The organism is Rubripirellula reticaptiva (assembly GCF_007860175.1).
In the GTDB taxonomy this organism is placed as follows: domain Bacteria; phylum Planctomycetota; class Planctomycetia; order Pirellulales; family Pirellulaceae; genus Rubripirellula; species Rubripirellula reticaptiva.
Genome location: NZ_SJPX01000004.1, coordinates 145916 through 167384, shown reverse-complemented (window position 1 = coordinate 167384; position 21469 = coordinate 145916). Strand labels below are relative to the sequence as shown.

The following is a 21469-nucleotide window of genomic DNA, read 5'->3' as shown; positions in this document are numbered from 1 at the left end:
TAACGATTTCCGGTTTCGGTTACTTCGCACGAAGCTGCCTGCGTCCGCTACGAAACCTCCGCTACCTGCTCATGTCGGCTTTACGGCCCGATTTGCGAGCTTCCGTCAATAAGCACCCGCGACATCTCGGGACTCGACCCCGTACCTGTCAATCGGAAAGTATTCGGGAGGAGGCCCGTATGCAACCGGTTTCAAATGTCGCAAGCGCCAGCCACGGCCCCTGTTTTATCGCTGGCCGCGCGTCCCTGATCCAAATCTACTAAAAAACCTGTGTTCCGGGCTATTTCGGCAGCCGCCAGGGGCGCACGAAAACGCGTTAAAGGGCTTGTATCTGCAGGCCAGTCACGAAAAACCAATCACCGCAGCATCGTGAAGCTAGCAAATAAGTGCCGATTATCTCCCGTTAACAGCTTTTTTTGGTTGACACCTGAGCCAAATGTCTTGAACATGACCGAACTGCAACCGGTTTCATTTACAGATCTTCGATTGGCGGAATTACCCCGCAACGAAGTCGATCGCTAAAAATCGTTGCACTGCGGATCTCAAGATTATTCAACGAGTCCTTGTTGAGTCTTGCGGTCGCATGGTTTTCATTCGGTGAATTTAGAAATTCGTTATGAAGAAAAAAATGTTGATGACTTTCGCGGTCATCGTGTCTGTGGCTTTCCTTGGTGACTCCATCAATGCCGCAACTGTCAACGGCTTTGCCAACGGCGGATTCGAAACCCCCGGCGTCGGCACTCCAGCCGAATCATGGCCATCTGCCGCCGCGGGTTACACGCTGTCGTCTGATTCCCATACCGGTTCGTTCGCCGCTCAATTGGCATCGCCTGAGCTCAATGCCGCAGTGATCTTGCAAAACTCGATCGAACAAGGGGGGCTGCCGCCGCTAACCCCAGGCGACCACCCTATTTTGACGTTCCAGTCAAAAGGTTTTGCTGGCACAACAGGCAACGCGTTGTTTGCGCTGCGATATTTGGATCAAAGCGGTGCGATCCTGGCCAGCAGCGGAAACCAGTTCTTTCAGAATTTGATTAACCCCAACACGTGGACAGAGATCAGCTTCGACCTCGGCGTCGTGCCCGCCGGCGCGGACGCTGCATTCATCGAGTTCAGTCAAGGCATTGGTCCGATCGATCCCGGAAATGGCCTGCTCGCGGGACTCGTGCTGATCGACAACGTGAACCTGAGCGTTGTTAGCGCGGTCCCCGAACCAACCTCGGTCGCCATGCTGGGCTTGTGTGGCTTTGGAATGATTGTGCGTCGTCGCCGTCGCTAGACCGTGACCATGTCAAAGTGAGAGAAGATAGAATCCGGACGCAATCAAGTGCTCGAAACTATCAAGGACCAATGCTCCGACGAAGCCAACCCCTGCGATGTCGGAGCCTAGAGATTTTAAGTACAGCACAGTAAATACAGCACAGAGCGACGACGTCTGACGCCGCGCATTCCGAAGCGAGCCAAGTCGGCGATTGAGACTGGCATTCCGAATACGCTCTGCTGTACCAGAACAATTATTTGAGTTTTCGCCAGCACTAACTTCAGCGAAGAAGAGCTTAATCAACGAGCGGGGCATCGAGCGATGCGCATAATCCTTGAGCCACTTCGAGCGGTGCAACCGTCGTAGCGGAAGGCTTCGCTGAAATCTTTGCGGCGGCGGGCTGGCGATAGCCAAAGAAACCACGTTTTTAAATCAGCTCGGCAACTTCCGACGGCAGATGATCGATCCAGTTCGAGTTGCCACTTTCGATTTGCCGAAGCACTTCGCGAGAGAATGTCGAAAAGTGCGACGGATCGTGCGTGTCAAGTTGCTCGATGCCCCCTTGTCGACCAAGTACGGGCACAAGATGCGAATCTCATCGCCGACCTGCAAAACCGCATCGAGCTGAGACGCTGAACATGGATGCCTAGGACGACGTTTCAAAGAACACGCACGGTGCGGGGAACGTTCCGCCGCATTGCTTGGCCAATTTCGCAAGCAAAAAAGTGCAACCGAGCTGCCGGAGTGGTACGATTGCAAGCGGAGCACTGGACATGGTCGACGCTAAAATCGAGCTGCTAAGACGAATGCCGGCATTCGGCGGATTGAAGCCGCCGGTGATCGACTGGATCTACTGTCAATCAAGCGTCATCGCGGCAACGGCGGGCGAGTACTTTTTTCGAGAAGGCGAACCCGGTGAATCCCTGTTCGTCTTGCAGTCCGGTACGGTGCTAGTAACTCGCCAATGCTTGAGCGAATCGATCGAGCTTGGCAGACTACGTGAAGGCGACTGTTTTGGAGAAATGGCATTGATCGACTTCCGGCCAAGGTCGGCGACCATCATTGCAGAAACCGATTGCCAAGCCATCAAGGTGCCACGTCAATCGCTCGCATCACTCTACCAACAAGATGTTGAACAGTACGCGATCATCATGATGAACCTTGGCCGCGAAGTCAGCCGCCGCTTACGAATGGCGGACGACTGCTTGTTTCATCTTCAACATCGCGGCTTGATTCCAACGGTATGAAAGCTAGCCGATCAGTGCGCCGCTACCACGGCGATCTCTAACCAACGACCGGTGCATCAAGCGATGCCAACAAACCTTGAGCCACCTCGAGTGGCGGAACCGTCGTAGCGACTGGCTTGGCAGCAATCTTTGCGACCGCTGGTTTGCGATAACCAAAGAAACCACGTTGTTGAATCAGCTCGGCGACTTCCGACGGAACATGATCGATCCAGTTCGAGTCACCGCTTTCAATTTGTCGAAGCACTTCGCGAGAGAACGTCGATAAGTGCGATGGATCATGCGTGTCAAGTTGCTCGATGCATCCCTTGTCAACCAAGTATTGGTACAAGGTGCGGATTTCTTCGGCGACTTGTAAAGTATCGACAGTTGTCAGTTTGCCCGATTCGCGATCCAGCAGCGGGTAGATATACAGTTTCAAATCGTTCTTGAATAAGCGGCCAAACGATTCAAGGATCCCACCATCAAGCGTCGTGTAGTATTTTTCATCGAACAGTTCGACCAGGCTGGCCGCCCCCATGGTGATGCCAATCTTTCGCCTCGAATAGCGAGACAGGTACGCTGCCAAGCGATAGTATTCAAAGTAATCCGAAATCAACACCGTCATTCCGCAAGCTGCCAGCATGTCGACACGAGCCAAGAAGTCTCGCAGGTCGATGTCGCCGTTCGCTTTGAGATTACGCATCGTGATCTCAGCCAAGGAGACCACTTGATCGGCGTCAACGCCTTCCTCTTTGACGAACTTCGCCTTCGCTGCTTCCAACATGTCGACGTTGACGTTCGTGACAGGACGGAAACTGCCGCGTTCAACCAAAATCGGCTTCTTGTACAAAACTTCCGATGGCTGCAACACCTCGCCATCGGCCGAGAACATCGCGGCGCTGCTGAGTCCGAGTTGGACCAACCGCAAACTCATCACACGATTGTCGACATGACGGAACGCGATTCCCGAAAACTCGATCATGTCGATTTCGATACGGCGCGTACTCAGGTTATCCAATAGCGACTCGATCAATTGATCGGGTTCGTGATTCAAGAAGAACGCACCGTACAACAAGTTCACGCCAACGATGCCAAGCGCCTCTTGTTGCAAGGCATTTTCAGTGTCCAGCATTCGGACGTGGATGATGATTTGGCTGTCTTGATCGCGTGGATGGGCTTGAAAGCGAATCCCCATCCAACCGTGGCACTCGTTGGTGCCGTGAAAATTTCGAGCCGAAACGGTATCAGCAAACGCGAAGAACGCAGTCGTGTCGCCACGGCTTTCCTTCAAGCGTTCAAGATTCAGCGCATGTTCGCGATCGAGCATGTCTTGCAACCGTTGGCGACATACATACCGATCGCAATGACCGTAAATCGCATCGCTAACCGACATATCGTACGCCGACATGCTCTTGGCGATGGTCCCAGCCGCCGCTCCAACGCGAAAGAACCAACGAACAACCTCTTGTCCGGCGCCAATTTCTGCAAACGAACCATAGCGACGAGCGTCCAAATTGACAGCCAGCGCCTTGCGTTCAGTGTTTGGTCGTTCCGTGGTCATATCGCTATCCCCGTTAATGCTCTTTGAGTGAATCCAACGTGAATGAATGGACTACGCAAAGAGCCGGAGTTAGGAAAAACCAACGGTTCGCACCGAAAAAAACAGATGTGATCCCGCAGAATCGGCACACTCGGTTCTCCCCCGCCTAACCGCGCCGTCTAGATGGCGTTTCTAGACGACGCGGCTACCGCGAAATTTATCGGCGAAGGACCACTACCCAGTCTTCTTTCAAGTCGCTTGGTGGCAAACCGAGACTGGCACTGGCCCCACCTTCAACGGTGGCAACCGAACCAGTTTGCATGTCGCCACCGCTTCTTGGATTGAACCACTCGACTTTGAAAATTCCGGTTGCTTCGGAAAGATCAATGGCTGCCGAACCGCCCGATGACAGGTACACCACATAGACATCGTTCTGCTTTGCGAGGCAAAACTTTGAATTGTCGTGCTTGGCGTTTCCTACCAAGACATCTTGGTTGGTCATTTCCCAAAACGGAATCTTGTTGTTGCTGAAGAAGTTGATCGCGATCCGGCAGTAGTCCCAACTTTGGTCGCGACTGCGCCAGTCTTCGCACAACAGATCGTTCTCTTCGTATTGATATCCAAAGTAATACTCGACACCGGCACCACCGCCCATCAAGGTGCCCCAGAGCGTTTGCTTGCGAACTTCGTGCTGGGTGTACGTCATCTTGCCAGTTTTGTCGTGACCGTCAAAACCACGGTACCCAAGGTCTGGCGACTGGCCATGTCCAGCAGTCCCCGATTCGTCAAACGCGACAACCCACGGCTTGCCGGCCGCCGCGGATGCTTCGGTCCATTTCACAACTTGCCAGTGCGTGTCGGCGATCGCACTATTCTGTAAAGACACACCGGTCAGTGACGACTTTTCGCCGAGCAGCGGGACGTACTGTTTGTCTTGCTCGTTCGGGAATGTGTGCGTTACTCGGTTATGTTGATACGCATCGAGCCCGGCGATGTAATCAAGCATGGCGCGGATCTGTGCAGTCGACTGGGTGTTTTCTTCGCTGATGTTCCAGTTGAGCGCCAAGTTGTGCGCGTATCGAGCAATCAGTTCACGGCAATAAAGCTTTCGTTGAACGCCGAGATCGCCACCGTCGAGCGATTCTGGAATCTTGTCGTCATTTTCGGTTTCTTGCATTTTGAAGTGCAAGTACATGCCTTTGGCGGTACCGTGATCAAACACCACGCCCCATTGGTCAAGCTTGCTGCAGTCATAATGCAACTTGTCATCACGATGAATGAAGGGCCAAACATTGTCCCCGTCACCGCCTGCGTTGTAGGTCAAGAAAGAAAACGCGTTGCACCCCTTTCCGGATAGATAGTTGATTGCACCAATCAGCCCTTTACCCTTGTCACCTTGCCAAGTTGGATCGCCCGCCTGCCAATCCTTGACGTGCGGTGCCCATGTTTTCAGCGGCACTTTCTTCTTAATCTTGCTGGCGATCGTGTTGTCAAAATCGGCATAGCCGAGCAACGTCTCGGGCGCGTCCGCACCAGCTTTCAAAAAGTACTCGCCGCTTCCGGCGAACTTCAAATAATGTTTGCCGATGTAATCCAAACGGCCATGCGCGCGAAGGTCACGTCCCGACTTGTCCGACTCGGTGATCGTCAGCGTCCCCGACTTTGAGTCGAACGGCGCAAATGATTTACCACCGCCATTGAGCGCCGCCAACTTCCCGCTGCGGAACGAAACCGTGTAATTCCAAGTCCCAGTACGATCTGGCGCAAAGTGAGCTCGCCAAGCGGTACCGAATTCGGCGGATGTATTCACCGCGTCACCATCAGCGGCAAAATAACCGGGAACGGTGTACTCGGTTCCGTCGGAGTGCTTGAACGTTACCGACATTGAATGATCGGTGAAAGGATTCGGCGCGTTGTCTTGCTCGTGCGCATATGGGCCGTTCATCGTCAGCGTGACCTTGTGCCACTGTTTGGTTTCGCCGCTAACGGTTACCGAACCGTCACCGTCGCTTGACCGTGGCAGCATCAAAGGCAAATCGCTGACCGACTTTGTCGGACTCGATTTCCTTTCCGCCGACACATTGGGTGCATTTGGCTTATTGTTCGCCCGAGCGAGCGCCAACAGCGAGGCAGCAACCTTCCGAGTCGCATCATCAGCCGGCTTGAAATCGACCGCGGCCCATCGAGCACGACTGTACTCTTTGCCGTCATCCGAGGCGATCGTCGAAGTGACCGACAGAACCGTACCGTCAGTGACTTCAATGTTCTTCCACGTCGATTGAAAGCTTGAACCCTCTTCATAGGTTTGTGTGCTAAGCGGACAAGTGAAATCGCCCAAGACCTGATCATCCAGTTTCAACGTGTAGGTCGACTTGCCGTCGCTTTCCCCCACCGCGCGTAGCGTAACGTCATATCGGCCAGTGGGATAAGGAAGCGTCATCGATGCAGTACCGCTTTGACGCTTGTCCGGATTGATCGCCATCCATTTGCCTTGGTCCAGGTAGTAACCGGTGCCTTCGATGTTGAAATCCGCCGCTGCCAGAGTCAGTGTGCCGCCGATGTTTTTGGCTGGGTTCTGGGTGGCAGCAGTGTCTCGAACAGGCTTGGCAACAAGCGTTCCCGGTGCGGGCAACGTTCCCGAATGAAGCTTGGTTGCTGGACCGGCATCGTCAGGTCGCGCAAAGTCGCGATCCATGGTCATCAACCACTTATCAAATTCGAAACCGTCTTCTCGCATCGAAAATGAAATCGTATGTTCGCCTGCCGTGGCAACGTTCAAAAACAACTTGTAGGGTTCGCCACAGTGATCCTTTTCGGTCCGCTGCTTGCTTTCCCATCGCCAGCTATTCTTTCCCTCGCACCACTGCATGCGTTGCCCACTTTCGGGCCAATCACCGTCAATGCCAACGTGCAGTCCGTTATCTTCGCTGCCCGTGGAATAGGCGCGCACCCAAACGTAGTACTTACCGGGCGTTGCGAAATTCACCTTGTAATTCAGGACGGCCAACTTACCCGGCATCGGTGCGAAGTTCGTTCCGCGGATCAGTTTGTCCCCGTGTGTTCGCCGGGTATCGGGCAACACCTCTAAGTACGCACCACCGCTAGCGCCGGCAGCGTGCGATGGGTCTCCGTCTGGTTCGATTCCCGAATCTTCGGTTTCGCTAAATAGATAAAACGCGCGTGTATCGACTTGCGTTTGATCGGCGTAATGTTCCGCCTCAACAGCAACGATCCCACCGGTCTCTTGAAAAACCACATCGTCGGCGTGTGCCGATGTAGCCAGAACGAACATCGATAAAAATAGTCGCAAGCGTTTCATGCGTGAGTATCTCGGAGTTTGAAGTTGCAAAAATCAGAAGGCCATGGACGACGCCCGGTTGTTCGACACCGCGACGCCGTTGATCGCGATCAATGGTCAGAAGTCCAACGCGATCACTCAGCAAATTCCTTGATGAATAGATTGCGGAACTTGTAAGTCTGTCCCTTCTCGCCGTGGTGCTGGATGGCGATGTAGCCTTCCGCATCGGTTGCGTCATGCAAGTCGGTGACCTTAACGTCGTTCAACTTGATCACGATGTGATCGCCGCGGCAGATAACTTCGTAACGATTCCAATCGTTGCGTTTTAGGGCTCCGGCAATTTCAGGCTTCTTGAAGTAATCTTGCGACTCTTGCTCGTATTTCAAGAACTCGTCCTTCGATCGCCCTTTACGACTTGGCCAAATCCAACCACGTCGTCCTTCGTCAAATAGTCCTGCCGACCAGCATCGGTCCGAACCATCACATTCGGCTTGATAGCCGAACACCTTGTTCGGTTTGACATGACACCGAAACATTACACCCGAATTCGCCGGGCCTTCGGGAAGCTTGATTTCCACGACCACGTGAAAATCTTTGTAGGTCTTTTCGGTGACCAAGAAAAACTTTTTGCTGGCCAGCAAATTGATTTCACCGTCAACGACTTTCGCCTCGCCATAGTCGAAGGGATTTCGCCATCCGTCCAAATTTTCGCCATTAAACAGAGGCGTAAAGCCGTCGGCTATCATCTTTGTGCCGGCTTCGTCAACGGTCGCGGCCGACGCGTCATCGGCCACGACCGCGGCGGCAGATAGGACAAGAAAAGTCAGGACCGCGGCAGCATTGAGAACAATTTTCATTCGTCGATTCTTGGAGAGAGGCAAGGTTCCAAACGGAGGGAAGCGAACAAGTATATCTAATGAAGCGTTTCCGGTCGCAAACAAGCCAAACTCAATCTACTTTTCTCAATCTTGCTGAGAATCACCTTGGCTGCAGCCCTTGCCTTCATCCAGAATTTTCCGGATGCCTTCCATCCGCACCTTCAGCTCGGCTTCGAAGCCTCGATCGACCGGCTTGTAGTAACGTCGATCAACGCCCAGATAATCCAGCGCCACGACACCGCCTTCGACTTTATGAGCAGACCGATAGCCATCGCCGTTCCCGAGTTCCGATGCGCCTGCATAATGGGCATCCCGCAAGTGCTTTGGCACGGGCACGATTTTGTTTTCACGGACATCAGTCCGAGCATCGGCGATCGCTTTGGTCGCTGCGTTGCTTTTCGGAGCTAGCGCTAGATAGGCAACCGTTTGGCTGAGCGTAAGCTGCGCTTCCGGCAATCCGATGAACTCGCACGCTTGCATCGCCGCGACTGCGATCGACAATGCTTGCGGATCGGCGTTACCGATATCCTCGCTCGCCAGGATCACCAACCGGCGACAAAGAAAACGGATGTCTTCGCCACCTTCAAGCATTCGGGCCAACCAATAAATCCCAGCGTCGGCATCGCTGCCGCGGATGGATTTGATCATCGCACTGATCAAGTCATAGTGGTCGTCACCGGTGGCGTCGTATCCGCCCAAGCGACTGCCGAGCGATTCTTTCACGATGTCTCGCGTGACCGATCCTTTACCGCAACTGCGAACCGCAATTTCCAGCGCTGATAGTGCGCGACGTGCATCGCCTTCGCTTGCGTGCGACAGATACTCGATCGCGTCTTCGTCAACTTTCACGCCGATGTCCCCAAGTCCATATTCCGCATTGGTGATAGCACGGCGAATCAGACCTTCGATGTCGTCCGGCGATAGGGCTTCCAATTGGAACAACTGACTTCGGCTAAGCAGCGCTGCGTTGACTGCGAAGTAGGGGTTGCTAGTCGTTGCGCCGATTAACGAAACCACACCGGCTTCGACGTCGGGCAACAACGCGTCCTGCTGGCTCTTACTAAAACGATGAATCTCGTCGATGAACAACAAAGGCCTCGGACCGCCTGAAGCGATCAAGTCGCCGGCCCAAGCCAAGACATCTCGCACATCCTTCACTCCGCTGGACACCGCACTGAGGGTTCGCAACTGGCTCTTCGTTTCGATGGCCAACAGGTGCGCGAGCGTTGTTTTGCCAGTGCCCGGCGGTCCCGAAAAGATGACGCTGCCTAATCGCCCCGCGTCGATCATCCGCCGCAGCAGCTTGCCTTCACCCAGGATGTGCTGCTGGCCGACGTAGTCCGCTAACCGAGTCGGACGCATGCGTGCAGCTAACGGCTGTGCTTGCTTGAGGTTATCTTCTTCGGCGTCCGCAAACAGGGATCGGTTTGTGTTCATCGCCAGGCTTTGTGATGGACAGAGTTCGGTTAAACAACAAACCCGAAGCCTAGCTCAAGGACAATCAGTCGGCGACCGGATGAGTCGCGGGAAAAGCATCCGGTCCTTGTACGGTGACGGTGTGCTTGTCGCCGATTTCTATGGACGAGTGCTGCGATGCCTGGCGCTGTCGTAGATTTCGGATCAACCATGGCAACGGATCAGCCGTGATCGCATCGACTTTGAATTCCGATGGAACATCGGAAAAAGCGTCCGTTTCTGTTTGTTCTGGCGTCGTCATCAGTGTCTCCTGAATTTTAGAGATTGCGGCCACTCCGCTAACCAAAGGAACGACGTTCCCCCCAAATTTAAGACGCGTCAAATCGACGACATCCCCGCAGTCAGATTGGGGAGAAGTTGCTATGTTTGGCATGATGAAAACTTCATCCATCTATCGAATCAGCCCGCTTTCAATCGTCGATACGACCGGCGCCGACTCGGCGGCGATCGTGCACAACATCACCACGAATGAAGTTAAAAAACTTGTCGTCGGCGAAGGACGCGAAACCTTCGTGACAGATGTTCGCGGCAAAACCATCGGGCACGGCTTTTTGTATCGTCTCGAAGACCGGTTCCGCTTGATCGGAGCTGGCGGACAATCTGATCGAATCGTCGCTCACATTGATCGGTACACCATTCGAGAAGACGCCGTTCCGACGATTCGCGACGCGGATTTCGTTGCCTTGGTCCTTCGTCCCGGCGTTGCAGACGAATTAGGTATCAAACTTGACTCTTGTGACACCAATGCCATCACCACCGACGCTGCTGTGATCGGCGATGTCACGATTGGCAACATAAGGGTACAGCGATACCGAACTCGATGGCTTGGCGAAGGCACAGATGTCATTTTGGTTGCACCGGATGACATCGACCAACTGGAACAATGGCTAGCAAGCAAGGCAATTGACATTGGCGACGAAGCCGCCCTTCACGCTGCCCGAACGGCGGCAGGATTCCCTTGGTACGGTATTGACTTGACGGATGCCAACCTGCCTCAAGAGGCGGACCGTGACGATCTAGCGATTTCTTTCACCAAGGGCTGCTATCTGGGTCAGGAAACCGTGGCCCGGCTGGATGCACTCGGCCAAGTGCAAAAAAAATTGGTGCGTTGGTCCATTTGCGGTGCGACGCCCGAAAAAGATGCGACGCTGGTCGCTAACGAAAAAACGGTCGGCCGATTGACCAGCATTGCCGTGCTGACGACGAACCGCGACTCCGGCTCTAATTCCGCCCCGCCCATGGATGCAATTGCGATCGGATTTGCCCGCCGCAGCCATTTTGATGCCGCTGCGACGGCCAAAGGCACCACGGCGGAAGGCAAGGACTTTAACGCCACCGTACTGGACGCCAACGTACTGCGCGAATAAATCACTATCATGGTGAACATGGAACACTCACCCGAAGCCTTCGCCGAACTGTTGGAAAAAGTTCGCGACGGAGACGAACAGGCAACAACTCAGTTATGGGAAAGCTATTTCCAACAACTCGTTCGGGTCGCCGCCAAACGATTGCCCTTGAATCTGCGTCGCAGCGGGGACGAGGAAGACATCGCAATCTCCGCTTTTCATAGCTTCATCGCTGGAATCCGACGCGACCAGTTTCCTGATCTTTCCGGCCCCGAGAATTTGTGGGGACTGCTGATCACGTTGACCAGTCGCAAATCCCAAGCGCACCTGCGCCGCCAAACTCGTCAAAAAAGAGGCGGCGGAAAAGTCAGAGGCGAATCGGTGTTTCTGAACCATGCCGGCGAGCTTACGTCGGGTGGCATTGGTGGTATCACCGGCGGATCGGATGCAGCCGACATACACGCAGAATTAGCCGAGGCATGTGACGGGTTGCTCGACCAACTTGAAGACGAACAGCTAAAGCAAATCGCGATCATGCGAATGGACGGCTACTTGGTGGACGAGATTGCCACACGACTAGAGCTGTCCAAGCGCGCGGTTGAACGTCGACTGCAATTGATCCGGCGAACCTGGACAGAACAAGCTGACGAGAATAACAGTGACGACGAAATCGAGTCAAAAGCATGAGCCTGGAAGATCTGCCAGCAATCGAACTTGCACGCATTGATGGGGTCTGCTTGCAATACGAATCCGACCTGCGACGTGGTGAGTCACCGTCGATTGATTCGCTTGTTGACCAACATGGCGGCGAAAGCGCATTGGAACTCCGCCGTGAGTTGGAATTGGTTCGCGATGAATTGACCGAGAACCAAGGTTCGACTTTGCCGCCGACATCGATTCCCTTCGGATCAATGCCTACCCTGTCGAAAGGAACACCCGGCGATCAATCGATGGTGCTTCCAACGCCGGGCACAGTGATCGGTCCCTATGTGATCGAAGGCACACTCGGCCATGGTGGCATGGGCGTCGTTTTCAAAGCGATTGACCAACGGCTCGGTCGATCCGTTGCGATCAAAATGCTAGCCGGAAAAATCGCTCGTCGCCGCGACTTGAACGAACGATTCCAACGCGAAGCGCGAGCCGTTGCCAGTATCAGTCACCCTAACATCGTCGAACTCTTTGACGTCGGTTCGTACCAAGGACTTCCGTATGCAGTGATGGAACACTTGGATGGCGAGTCATTCGATTCGCGATTGGAACGACAACCGCTTTCAATCGACGAAGTCCGACGCTTCGGTGCTCAAATTGCCAGTGCGCTGGCAACGGCTCACGCAGCTGGCGTTGTTCACCGAGACTTGAAACCGCACAACATCATGCTGGTTCGGCGTTCTAACGCTACCGAAGACGCATGTGCCACGATCGTCAAACTGTTCGACTTTGGTCTATCGCGAGTGCCTCCCTCGGCCCTCGATGCCGATTCGGAACAAACACACGAAGGCATGATTCTTGGCACGCCGGGGTACATGGCGCCCGAACAGGCACGCGGCGAGCCCGTCACACCGATGGCCGATATCTTCTCGCTCGGTTGCATTTTGTACGAGTCCTTCTATCGAAAGTATGCGTTCGAAGGGACCACCAAAGCATCTCGAATCACAGCGACGTTGAATGATGATCCGCCAGTCGACCCGAGTCGCCGGCGCGACGATATCGACTTATCCAATCTGATCAGCCAATGTTTGCGGAAAGATCCTACCCAACGCCCCGCCTCGGCTGCCATCATCGCCGATCAACTGCGAGCCAATTTGGATTCTGATTCCATCCCCGGCGATCCATCAAAGCGCGTTGCCAGCCGACCATCAACCAACGCCATTCATTTCATCAGAATTGCTGCCGCAGCGTGTCTAGTCTTGTTCGGCATGGGAACGGCAATTTGGTACATGCAACAACCACGCACGGAACTTGGCGAAATCGAATCGCTTGCGGTCCTGACGTTTACCGATGCATCAGCGGCAAGCAGCGACGAGACCGACGCAAGCGAAAACGGCGAGCCGATGGGTGACAAGCCAATGCACCGGGGCGAAGAACTGTCGGCTTTGTTGGTACACGAATTGTCACGAATGCCAAGCGTGCGAGTCCCTCGATTCCGGCCGCTGACCGCGGACACGCCCGAGCAATTGCGCAGTATCGGACGCGAACTTGAAGTCGACGCATTGTTGAGCGGCAATGTTCAAAGCGTCAAGATTGGCGAAAAGCCTTTCGTCGAACTCGACTTGCAAATGATTTCATCGAGAACGGGTTCGCAGATTTGGGGCCGAAAAATCCAACTTCAGGCCGGCGACAACTTGCTGGAACAAAGTCGATTGGCAACCGAGATCGCCGCTGTCATCAACCAAAGCCTAACCTCAACGGCCGCCGACGTGACTCCACCCACTACGGAATCATTTCGATGCCTGGTCGATGGCGAAACACGATCTGACCCCGACAGCGTTTGTGGCCTGGCGATGGCACTTAAATGCTTTCAACGAGCACACAAAGCGGACCCTCGATTCGTTGATCCGCTAGCCGGCATCGCGTTAACATCAATCACGCTTGCTGGACAATCGCCAACCACTGAGACCGCGGAATTGGTACGCCAATCGCGTGCCCGTGCCGACGACGCTCTCAAACGAGACCCGACGTCAATCGATGCTCGACTAGCGATTGCAATGATGGATTGGCAAACACTCGGGCGATACAAACAAGCCGAGCAAGCGTTCCGTGAATTAGCAACCGTTGCACCCAATCGATGGCAAGTCCAACACCAGTATGGATTGCTGCTACTGGCTCTGGGACATCAACGGGAAGCCACCGTCGCGCTGCGCGAAGCGTCGCTTCTAAACCCTCTATCCATGACCGTAAAAGTTGACCGAGCCAGATCGGCGTGGTTCGCGGGTAACACCAAACGGGCGATTGCGGATGCGATGTACTTGATCGACCGTTACGACAACCATCCACTTGCCCGCGGGCTTTTAGTCGACATTTATGAATCACAAGATCGATTCGTCGAAGCCGCCGCGCTGCACGATTCATTTGCGACGAATTCGGTAAACAGCGGCACCCCGTTGTCAGCGGCCGACTATTTCAATGAACGAAAAAAACACCTTGCTTCGCTGCCGTATGGTCCGTTCGGCGAACAAGCCAATCAGGCGATTTGGCAAACTCGGAACACGCCCGGGATCGATGACACCGCACTCGCCGAATTGATCGACCCGATGCCTCCGATGATCCCGCTACTGTTGGCAGTTCACCCCAGCTTCTCGGCTGTCCGATTGCTTGACCGAGCGGCTGAGATTCTGCCGCCGCGGATCTAAAGATCCAGAATCTAAGTTGCCAAAATGGGTTCGGTGATCGCCGCGTAGACTCGCTCGCCCGCACGACTGAGCCAAAGTGTGACCGGACGTTCGCCGGTCGATCGATACCGACGCGTTAACGCGAGGGGATCGTGCTCGCTACCGCGCACTTTGATCGTCTCGGGATACACGTTGCGACTGCGAAGCTCGCGGCGCAACTTTCGATCGTCGGCCGCCCCACTCCAAATAACACGGCCCACCAACCCCATTCCCGAATTCAGAATCAAGGAAGCGACCGACTCGTCGCCGGTTAGAAACCCGGATGGCTTGCCTACCAACCGCAATCGGTTTTGATTGGCGAACGCAATCGTTAGACCGGCTGCACGAATTGCGCCATCAGGGTCAATCAAGCACTCGCCGATCGCCTGCGCGCCGTTTGATTTGCCTCGGTAGTGCGAAACTTCGTCAATCTGATCGTGCGAAACTACAAACCGAGACCAGACACCGTCCTGTCCGGCACGGTATGCCGCACGATGTCCAGATTGCAAACCTGATTGCCCGATCACCTCGCCCAACAGTAACGACTGTTCGCGAACCGATCCGGACAATGAAATCCAAAGCCGTGCGGTGTCCATCGTCGACGGTATTTCAGGCATTGCGGCGGGTGCCAGCTTGATGATCGCTGCCGGAACATGATCGATCATACGCAACACTTCCGACCAATCCGGTTCGTATTGATCCGGGTCGGATGTTCGTCGTCCTCCCGCTCGGCGATCGGGGTCGACATGAATCGCGGCGTCCGCCGGTACGTCAACTTGCGTCACATCATCACAGCGAGCTGACGCGTTTTTTACGTCACCAAGGCGACCCAGGTTCACCGCTGCCATCGCAGCCACCGTTTCATCGCGATCGACCGCAACGACTGGACCGCGGCGAGCCAACTGAAACGCATCGCCACCGATGCCGCAGCACAAATCGTAAACCGTCCGATCGCCAAACCATTGCGATTTCAACTGTGCAACCTGCCACGGAGTTGACTGTTGCAACGATTTTTCGCTGACCCACCATGGCCCGGGCCCCAGCTTCGATTCAGCTTTCGATTGCAGCGCGGCCGACGTGGTCATCAATTGAGCCAGATCGTCGCCCCATTCGCGCCGCAGTCGCGTGATCGTTTTCGCATCCGGCGCGGCGCCAGCCAGACCCTGCATCGCCTGTTCGCATTGAACCAATCGGTCGTACAAAGTCATGGTCGAGATATTCGGGGTTAGAACGATTGGCAGTTGGCCGCGGATTGTAAGCGATGATCCGGTACTTCGGGCGCGGTAGACGCCGGCAGCTTCAATCAAGACTAGCGCCGTGAATGTGCCGATAAAACAACGACAGTCGTTTCTCGCTCGTTTCTGCTTTCGAAACCAAGCCATCATCATGTTTTCACGAATCCAAACTGCCGCGCTGCTAGCCGCTGCTGCGGGCGGCCCCTACGTCGCTTCGGAAACGGATTGGGGACGCAGCGCGATGGGCATCCTAGGCGACACGACCAATGTCTCATATCACGGCGGAACCACCGCCCCGGCGTATAACGGTGCATCGCACGCTCACCACGAAGTCGAAACTTTGCGCGGGTCTGACGCCAGCCGTTATCGATTGGACGAAGACCTCGCCAGAAAACTTGGAGCGATCCCAGTCAATCCGGCCGCCGCACCGACGCTAGCGGGAACTCGCGTCAATGATCTACGTGAAGTAATACGGTTTGACATTTCACCGGACTGGGTCATCCAACGTTTCTCCCGCGTCAGCACAGTGCTAGCCGATCTGAAATTGGAAGGCCTGCGAGTCCCGATCGTCACTGGCATCCGGGCTGACGATATCGCCGGCACGTTGACCTACTACTTTGACCATCAAGGCAAGTTACAGCGTTGCTCCTTCCATGGCTTCACCGGCGATCCCAACAAGCTAGTTCAGACCATGACAGCAAACTATGGACTGGCCGCCGAGCCAGCGCTCGAGGCAGGCGTTTTCACCAAACGGTGGAACGGAATCCCCGTCCACTTCCTGCGATTGACGCACGCACCGGTCGTCTATTCCAACGCCGTCCATCAGAAATACACCGTCTTTATGGAACTGAATCAGCCCAGCTTGGTCTACGGCATCAGCGCCGAGGCCCGGCGAATCGTCGATGCCGACCGCCATAGCGGACGCTGGTAGGGGGGCATGATTGCCCAAAAACGCCCCCAAACGAGCCATCAGAACATTTAAATCGGTCTCAATTCGTATCCGTGCTGCACAATTGCCTTCCAATTACGACCCGAATCACTGTAAAGTGAGTGGTGAGGTTTGTCGGATTTCTGGGAGAATTGACGATGAGTGCGGGATGGTATTACATGGCTAGCGGCTGGCTCCGCAAAGGTCGAAGACTAGGTCCAATTACCGAACACGATTTGCTATTACGCATCGATAGTGGCAAAATCATGCCTCAGACGCTTCTACAAAGCGCTAAGACTAAGGGTAAATGGGTGCCGATGAAGTCGATCGGCCCCGCGATGGAGCGGTGGCGAAAGCTGCACCCCGAAATAAACGAGTAGGCAACGATCGAAACGTCTCAGTCACCTGCTTCATTGTCGGCATCCGCCAAACCATTACCCGCCAAGACAACGTCAGACTACGCGGCGATCGCCGTTGCACCGATTCTGATCTTCGTGATGATCAGCAGCTTGGCAAATTTCTTGATGCTTGTGCTGTATCACGGCGGCCATCCGGGCCGCGTATCGTGGACGCTATTGATGTTCACCATGGGCGCCGTTGGTATCGCCCGAGTCGCGATCGAAAAAGATCGCATGTACTCCCTTGGCTATGCTGGCATCTTAGGCTTGGTTACGTTCGCATCGATGCTGAAGTTCGTGGACTCGCCAATTTTTTCAGCCGCCATCTTAGTCGTGATCGCTTACCTAGCGGATCGAATCGTTCGCGACTGCACGTTGATCGATGACGACGTCGACGCCAGCGGCCAAGGCTTGATCGATTCAGGACGACTGTTCGTTCGCAAGAAAGTCCAGACGCCAGAGGTCGCAGTCGTCGGCTTTGAGAACTCCGATGCATCAAGTCGCAAGCTGGTTCATCAGCCCGGGCGAACGGTGATGTACTTGGCGATGGGCGCCTTGCCCTTGTTTGGTTTGGGCCAATTTTTTCTTCGCGAAGATCCTGCGACGTGGGATCGCGCCCAAAAACTGTTGGCGTTCTATCTGTTCGCTAGCCTGTCACTGCTCGTAACGACCAGTTTTTTGGGACTTCGCCGCTACCTTCGTCAACGCAAAGTTGAAATGCCCGCTGACGTCTCAGTAGCCTGGTTGGCAGGCGGACTCGCGCTCGTCGCATTGATCCTGTTCATCGCATTCATGGCCCCCGTGCCGGGCGAACTGTTAGCGTCGTTCGAATTGCCCAAGTTCTTGGACTCGCCCGGCGACACCGTCGCCAGCAAGAGCGGGAGCGGTGAAGACGCCGCCGATAAGACGAGTGAAGGAGCTGCGACGACGTCCGAGGACAAGAATAGCGCCGACAAAGAAGTCGAAGACATCACCGCTGGCGAAAATGCACCACCCGGAGACGTTGGCGACGGCAAACGCGACGACGGACCGACCGGCAAGCAGAAAGGCGATAAACCGTCACAGTCTGGCGACCCCGAATCGGGCGAACCCAAGAGCCGCCCATCGGAACAAAAGTCCGATCAATCCAAGCCGGAGGGTTCGAAACCGGATGATTCAAAGCCACCGGGCAATTCACCGAAGTCGGATTCCAACAGCGAATCGCAACCGAACGAAAGCGACAAACCCAGCTCAGACAAACCCAACCCAGACGAGTCCAATTCAAAAGACGATCCGAAATCAAAAGCGGAACCGCCAACCGATCAGTCTGAGCAAAAAAACGAAGAAATTGAATCGAAACAGGATTCGCAACCACCCAAGAACAAATCCAACAACTCGAATCCAGCAACAGGCAAGCCAAAGTCGTCTGGATCGCCGCCGCCCAATCCAGCCGAATCGATCGCCAATTCTCTGCCCGCGCTTTCCGATCTGTTGAAGTTCGTCATATTCATCTCGCTGGCGGTGATCGTTGGCTTTTTCGTCTGGGCCCACCGACACGCCATCTCGCTTTGGTGGAGCCAACTTTTTGAACGAGACGCGCCCGCAAACGAAACCACGTTTGATGAATTTCTAGCTGCAGAAACCCGAGTGCCGCCGCGGTCGTTTTCGTCGTTCACCAATCCGATCGGCCGCGAAAACGATCCACGACGAGTTATCGTGATCACGTTTGCCGCTTGGGAAGCATGGTGCCGTGAACAGGGCATTAGCCGATCACGCGAAGAAACGCCCAGCGAGTTCTTAGCCCGAACGGCCAAAGCATCCGGCGTGACGTCCGCACCGACTCGCCGATTGGTCGACGCCTATAACCGAATCGTTTATGGCCGAGGAAATGCATCGCAAGACGATGTCGCAGCCGCCAGCGAAGTTTGGGGCACCATGCGATAGCGCATCGCCGAGATCGTTATCGCCAGCACAGCCAAGCAAAGTCCTTGCTTAGTTCTTCTTTTTCTCGCGTTTCTTGTTCCCTCGTTTCATGTGTTCAAGGGCTGCCATTTCCGTGGCTTGACCTTCATCACCGCAGCGGTCCATCCAGTCGTCAAGTTTGCGTTTTAGGTTTTCCTTGATCTCGTCATACTGAGGATCACCGGCGATGTTGTGCAGTTCCAGTGGATCACTCACAACATCATAAAGTTCGACCTCGGGCCGATACTGATACCGTCGCACTTTTGCCGCGGCATCCTGGTCCCCTGCCTTGGCTTGTACGATCCAACTTTTAAACTCGGGCGATTCAGTACAGGCATTCTTAAACTGTTCGTTCGGCGTCAAATTCCAAATGTATTTGAACTTATCCGATCGGACTGACCGAATCCCAAAGTGATCCGACCCACTGTTGATCCCACGTGTCGTCATGATACCGAACACGTGCTGTTTGTGACTCTGCTTGCCCGCAAGCACGGCCAACAAGCTTTGGCCTTGCAGTGACTCATCCGGCGTTCCGCCCGCGGCTTCGATAAAGGTCGGCAACAAATCGATGTACTCGACCATCGCCGGGTTCACCGCGCCGGCTTCGATGTGACCGGGCCAACGAGCAATCATGCCCGACTGCAAACCATTGTCATAACAAGTCCATTTCGCAAATGGGAACGAGCTTCCCTGTTCGCTTACCACGACCAGCAGCGTGTCATCTGCCAGACCGTGTTTGTCGATCAAACCAACAGCTTGCCCAACTTGATCGTCGTAATAGGTGATCTCGGCCAAGTACTTCGACATGCTCGCCCGTGTCTGGTCGGTGTCGACGAAGTACGGCGGCAACTTGATATCGCTAGGCGGATATCGCGAGGCGTCACCTTTATTCCAAGGCGTGTGCGGTTCGTTTGAACACAGCAACAAACAGAACGGTTGCTTGGCCTGTGCACAGTCGCCAATAAACATGTCGACCTTATCGAATTCGGGATTGCCTGAACCAGGAATCTCCTCCCAATCAAACACTGCGGTCGGCGAGACGTGGCTCTTGCCGCTGTGGGCAACTCGGTACCCGAGTTCTTTCATGTACTGTGACACACACCGAGTTTCATTTTCGACAAAGGTGTGGTTCGGATAGGCTCCGCTAGTGACTGGAAACAGACCCGTGTAGATATTGTGACGCGTGGGCGAACACATCGGCGCGGACTGAAAGCACCGGGTGAACCGCATACCTTGATCGGCTAACGCATCGATATTGGGTGTGTGAGCTTGTCCGCCGTAACACCCCAAATCTCGAAAAGTGCAATCGTCAGCGATCATGAAAACGATGTTCGGCTTCGCAGAATCTGCGACAACCGCATTCCAATTTGCCTCACTGAAAAGGCAACTCGCAAGGAACAGAACGGGAAAAATAAAGCGACTCATGGAACTGTCTTTTTCAGAAAGGAACGTCACGCAAGGAAGTCACGCGAGGAAATGGTCATTGGCGATAAACAGCACGTCGGGCGGAGCATTCTACGCGACAAAGCGATCGCCAACAAAACGAAAGTGGATCCAATCGCATCTGAGCGGATGTTACCTGCGTTCGACCAACACGCAGCGGAAAGAGAGGAAGACGCGAATCGGAAAGAGACTCGCCTACATGCTTCAGAAAACCCCACCGGTCAAAATAAGATCGGCCCTTGTCATTGTTTCCAGAAAATAACGTTAAGGGCTCATGTGGTGCTTTTCGCATGGTCTGGTGGAAACAGAATTCGCCCCCACCGAACCGATGCAATTCAATGAAATCTTTCTACCTTTTCGCCGCTCTGATCTTTACTTCTGTTCTGGCAAGCGGCGTTGATGCGATCGGACAATCACCAGGATTTTATGGAGACTTGGTATCGCGAAATCCCAAGCCGGTCACTGCGGTCGTGATTGGCCCAAGCAATCCCGTCAACGCAGAGTTGATCGGGCGTTGGGAACTTGCAACTGTCGCTCAAGATAAGAAGCTAATCGGTGTCGAAATCACCGCTTCAGGTTTAACCAAAATCCTCATCCAGAACGAGGAAAAGCGAAAAAACAACGAAGTGACGCCGAATCAACTCTCAGACAAATCCTCTCAAATTGTTCCTTCGTTTCGGAACCCACAGTGGACTTACGATGAAGAGTTTAGCGAGTTTCGATCTCCTCGCGCCATGGCAGCAGGGTTGCATTCGTATCAGCCGATCATCCGTTTCGAATTGATTGGCGACCAACTGATCCTGTGCCCAGGAACCCTTTCAGTGACCAGAAAATCGTACCGTAACGACGGCGCACCCGCGTATGTACATCGAAGGTTCGGCGATGAGAAACTAACCCTTCGCCGCGTTAGCAAGTAGCAGCCGAAATCAACGCCAGCTTGATTCAGTTTAGAAACGGTCGTGACGCGAGATCCGATCCCAGATAGCCACGCTACTGGTCCACCATGCGACTTGCCAGGCAGGTTGTCGTATGTACAGTCACGCCATGGATCAAAACAGGTTGAGCTAACCAGAACGTCCGGATCGAGACTATTTGTGCAAGACGAACGCCGCATTGAAGTCCAGTGAATGC

Annotated in this window: 15 protein-coding genes; 8 read left to right on the top strand and 7 right to left on the bottom strand. The window is 54.4% G+C overall.

Annotation, left to right across the window (positions count from 1 at the left end):
- Positions 1-616 precede the first annotated feature (616 nt).
- A complete protein-coding gene (locus Poly59_RS17710; protein ID WP_146535461.1) occupies positions 617-1279 on the top strand; it encodes a PEP-CTERM sorting domain-containing protein in 663 nt (220 codons plus the stop codon).
- Positions 1280-2034: 755 nt separating this feature from the next.
- Positions 2035-2508: a Crp/Fnr family transcriptional regulator gene (locus Poly59_RS17705; protein WP_146535460.1), complete on the top strand. Its 474-nt coding sequence runs from the start codon at positions 2035-2037 to the stop codon at positions 2506-2508.
- A 37-nt stretch (positions 2509-2545) separates the two neighbouring features.
- On the opposite strand, the gene Poly59_RS17700 is transcribed toward Poly59_RS17705, so the two are convergent.
- The 5 genes from Poly59_RS17700 to Poly59_RS17680 form a co-directional block, all read right to left on the bottom strand.
- Positions 2546-4048 (bottom strand): TonB-dependent receptor, encoded by a 1503-nt coding sequence (locus tag Poly59_RS17700; RefSeq protein WP_146535459.1) that lies wholly within the window; start codon positions 4046-4048, stop codon positions 2546-2548.
- Positions 4049-4244: 196 nt separating this feature from the next.
- The gene (locus Poly59_RS17695; RefSeq protein WP_246151744.1) at positions 4245-7346 is read right to left on the bottom strand and encodes a DUF5060 domain-containing protein; all 3102 of its coding nucleotides are present in this window, start codon (positions 7344-7346) and stop codon (positions 4245-4247) included.
- A gap of 113 nt (positions 7347-7459) precedes the next feature.
- A complete protein-coding gene (locus Poly59_RS17690; protein WP_246151743.1) occupies positions 7460-8182 on the bottom strand; it encodes a 3-keto-disaccharide hydrolase in 723 nt (240 codons plus the stop codon).
- Positions 8183-8287: 105 nt separating this feature from the next.
- Entirely contained in the window at positions 8288-9640 is a 1353-nt protein-coding gene (locus tag Poly59_RS17685) for a replication-associated recombination protein A (RefSeq protein ID WP_146535458.1), read from the bottom strand.
- 64 nt (positions 9641-9704) lie between these two features.
- Positions 9705-9920 carry a hypothetical protein gene (locus Poly59_RS17680; RefSeq protein ID WP_146535457.1) on the bottom strand — a complete coding sequence of 72 codons (216 nt, stop codon included), beginning with the start codon at positions 9918-9920 and terminating at the stop codon, positions 9705-9707.
- Positions 9921-10053: 133 nt separating this feature from the next.
- Between Poly59_RS17680 and ygfZ the strand changes: the two genes are divergently transcribed.
- Genes ygfZ through Poly59_RS17665 form a run of 3 tightly spaced genes read left to right on the top strand, consistent with a single transcriptional unit; the run spans position 10054 to position 14375 of the window.
- Positions 10054-11046: a CAF17-like 4Fe-4S cluster assembly/insertion protein YgfZ gene (gene ygfZ, locus Poly59_RS17675; RefSeq protein ID WP_222436130.1), complete on the top strand. Its 993-nt coding sequence runs from the start codon at positions 10054-10056 to the stop codon at positions 11044-11046.
- Between the two features lie 18 nt (positions 11047-11064).
- Complete coding sequence (locus Poly59_RS17670; protein WP_146536071.1) at positions 11065-11712, top strand: ECF-type sigma factor; 648 nt, start codon at positions 11065-11067, stop codon at positions 11710-11712.
- Positions 11709-14375, top strand: coding sequence for a protein kinase domain-containing protein (locus Poly59_RS17665; protein ID WP_146535455.1), 2667 nt, complete (start codon positions 11709-11711; stop codon positions 14373-14375). The genes Poly59_RS17670 and Poly59_RS17665 overlap by 4 nt, the downstream gene beginning before the upstream one ends.
- 11 nt (positions 14376-14386) lie before the next feature.
- On the opposite strand, the gene Poly59_RS17660 is transcribed toward Poly59_RS17665, so the two are convergent.
- Complete coding sequence (locus Poly59_RS17660; RefSeq protein WP_146535454.1) at positions 14387-15601, bottom strand: class I SAM-dependent methyltransferase; 1215 nt, start codon at positions 15599-15601, stop codon at positions 14387-14389.
- A gap of 178 nt (positions 15602-15779) precedes the next feature.
- Between Poly59_RS17660 and Poly59_RS17655 the strand changes: the two genes are divergently transcribed.
- Positions 15780-16559 (top strand): DUF6690 family protein, encoded by a 780-nt coding sequence (locus tag Poly59_RS17655; protein WP_246151742.1) that lies wholly within the window; start codon positions 15780-15782, stop codon positions 16557-16559.
- A 410-nt stretch (positions 16560-16969) separates the two neighbouring features.
- On the top strand, positions 16970-18877 hold the full coding sequence (locus Poly59_RS17645) for a DUF4129 domain-containing protein (RefSeq protein ID WP_146535453.1): 1908 nt from the start codon (positions 16970-16972) through the stop codon (positions 18875-18877).
- 48 nt (positions 18878-18925) lie between these two features.
- On the opposite strand, the gene Poly59_RS17640 is transcribed toward Poly59_RS17645, so the two are convergent.
- Positions 18926-20320, bottom strand: coding sequence for a sulfatase family protein (locus tag Poly59_RS17640; protein ID WP_146535452.1), 1395 nt, complete (start codon positions 20318-20320; stop codon positions 18926-18928).
- A gap of 356 nt (positions 20321-20676) precedes the next feature.
- On the opposite strand from Poly59_RS17640, the gene Poly59_RS17635 reads away from it, so the two are divergent.
- Positions 20677-21255 (top strand): hypothetical protein, encoded by a 579-nt coding sequence (locus Poly59_RS17635; RefSeq protein ID WP_146535451.1) that lies wholly within the window; start codon positions 20677-20679, stop codon positions 21253-21255.
- Positions 21256-21469: the final 214 nt, after the last annotated feature.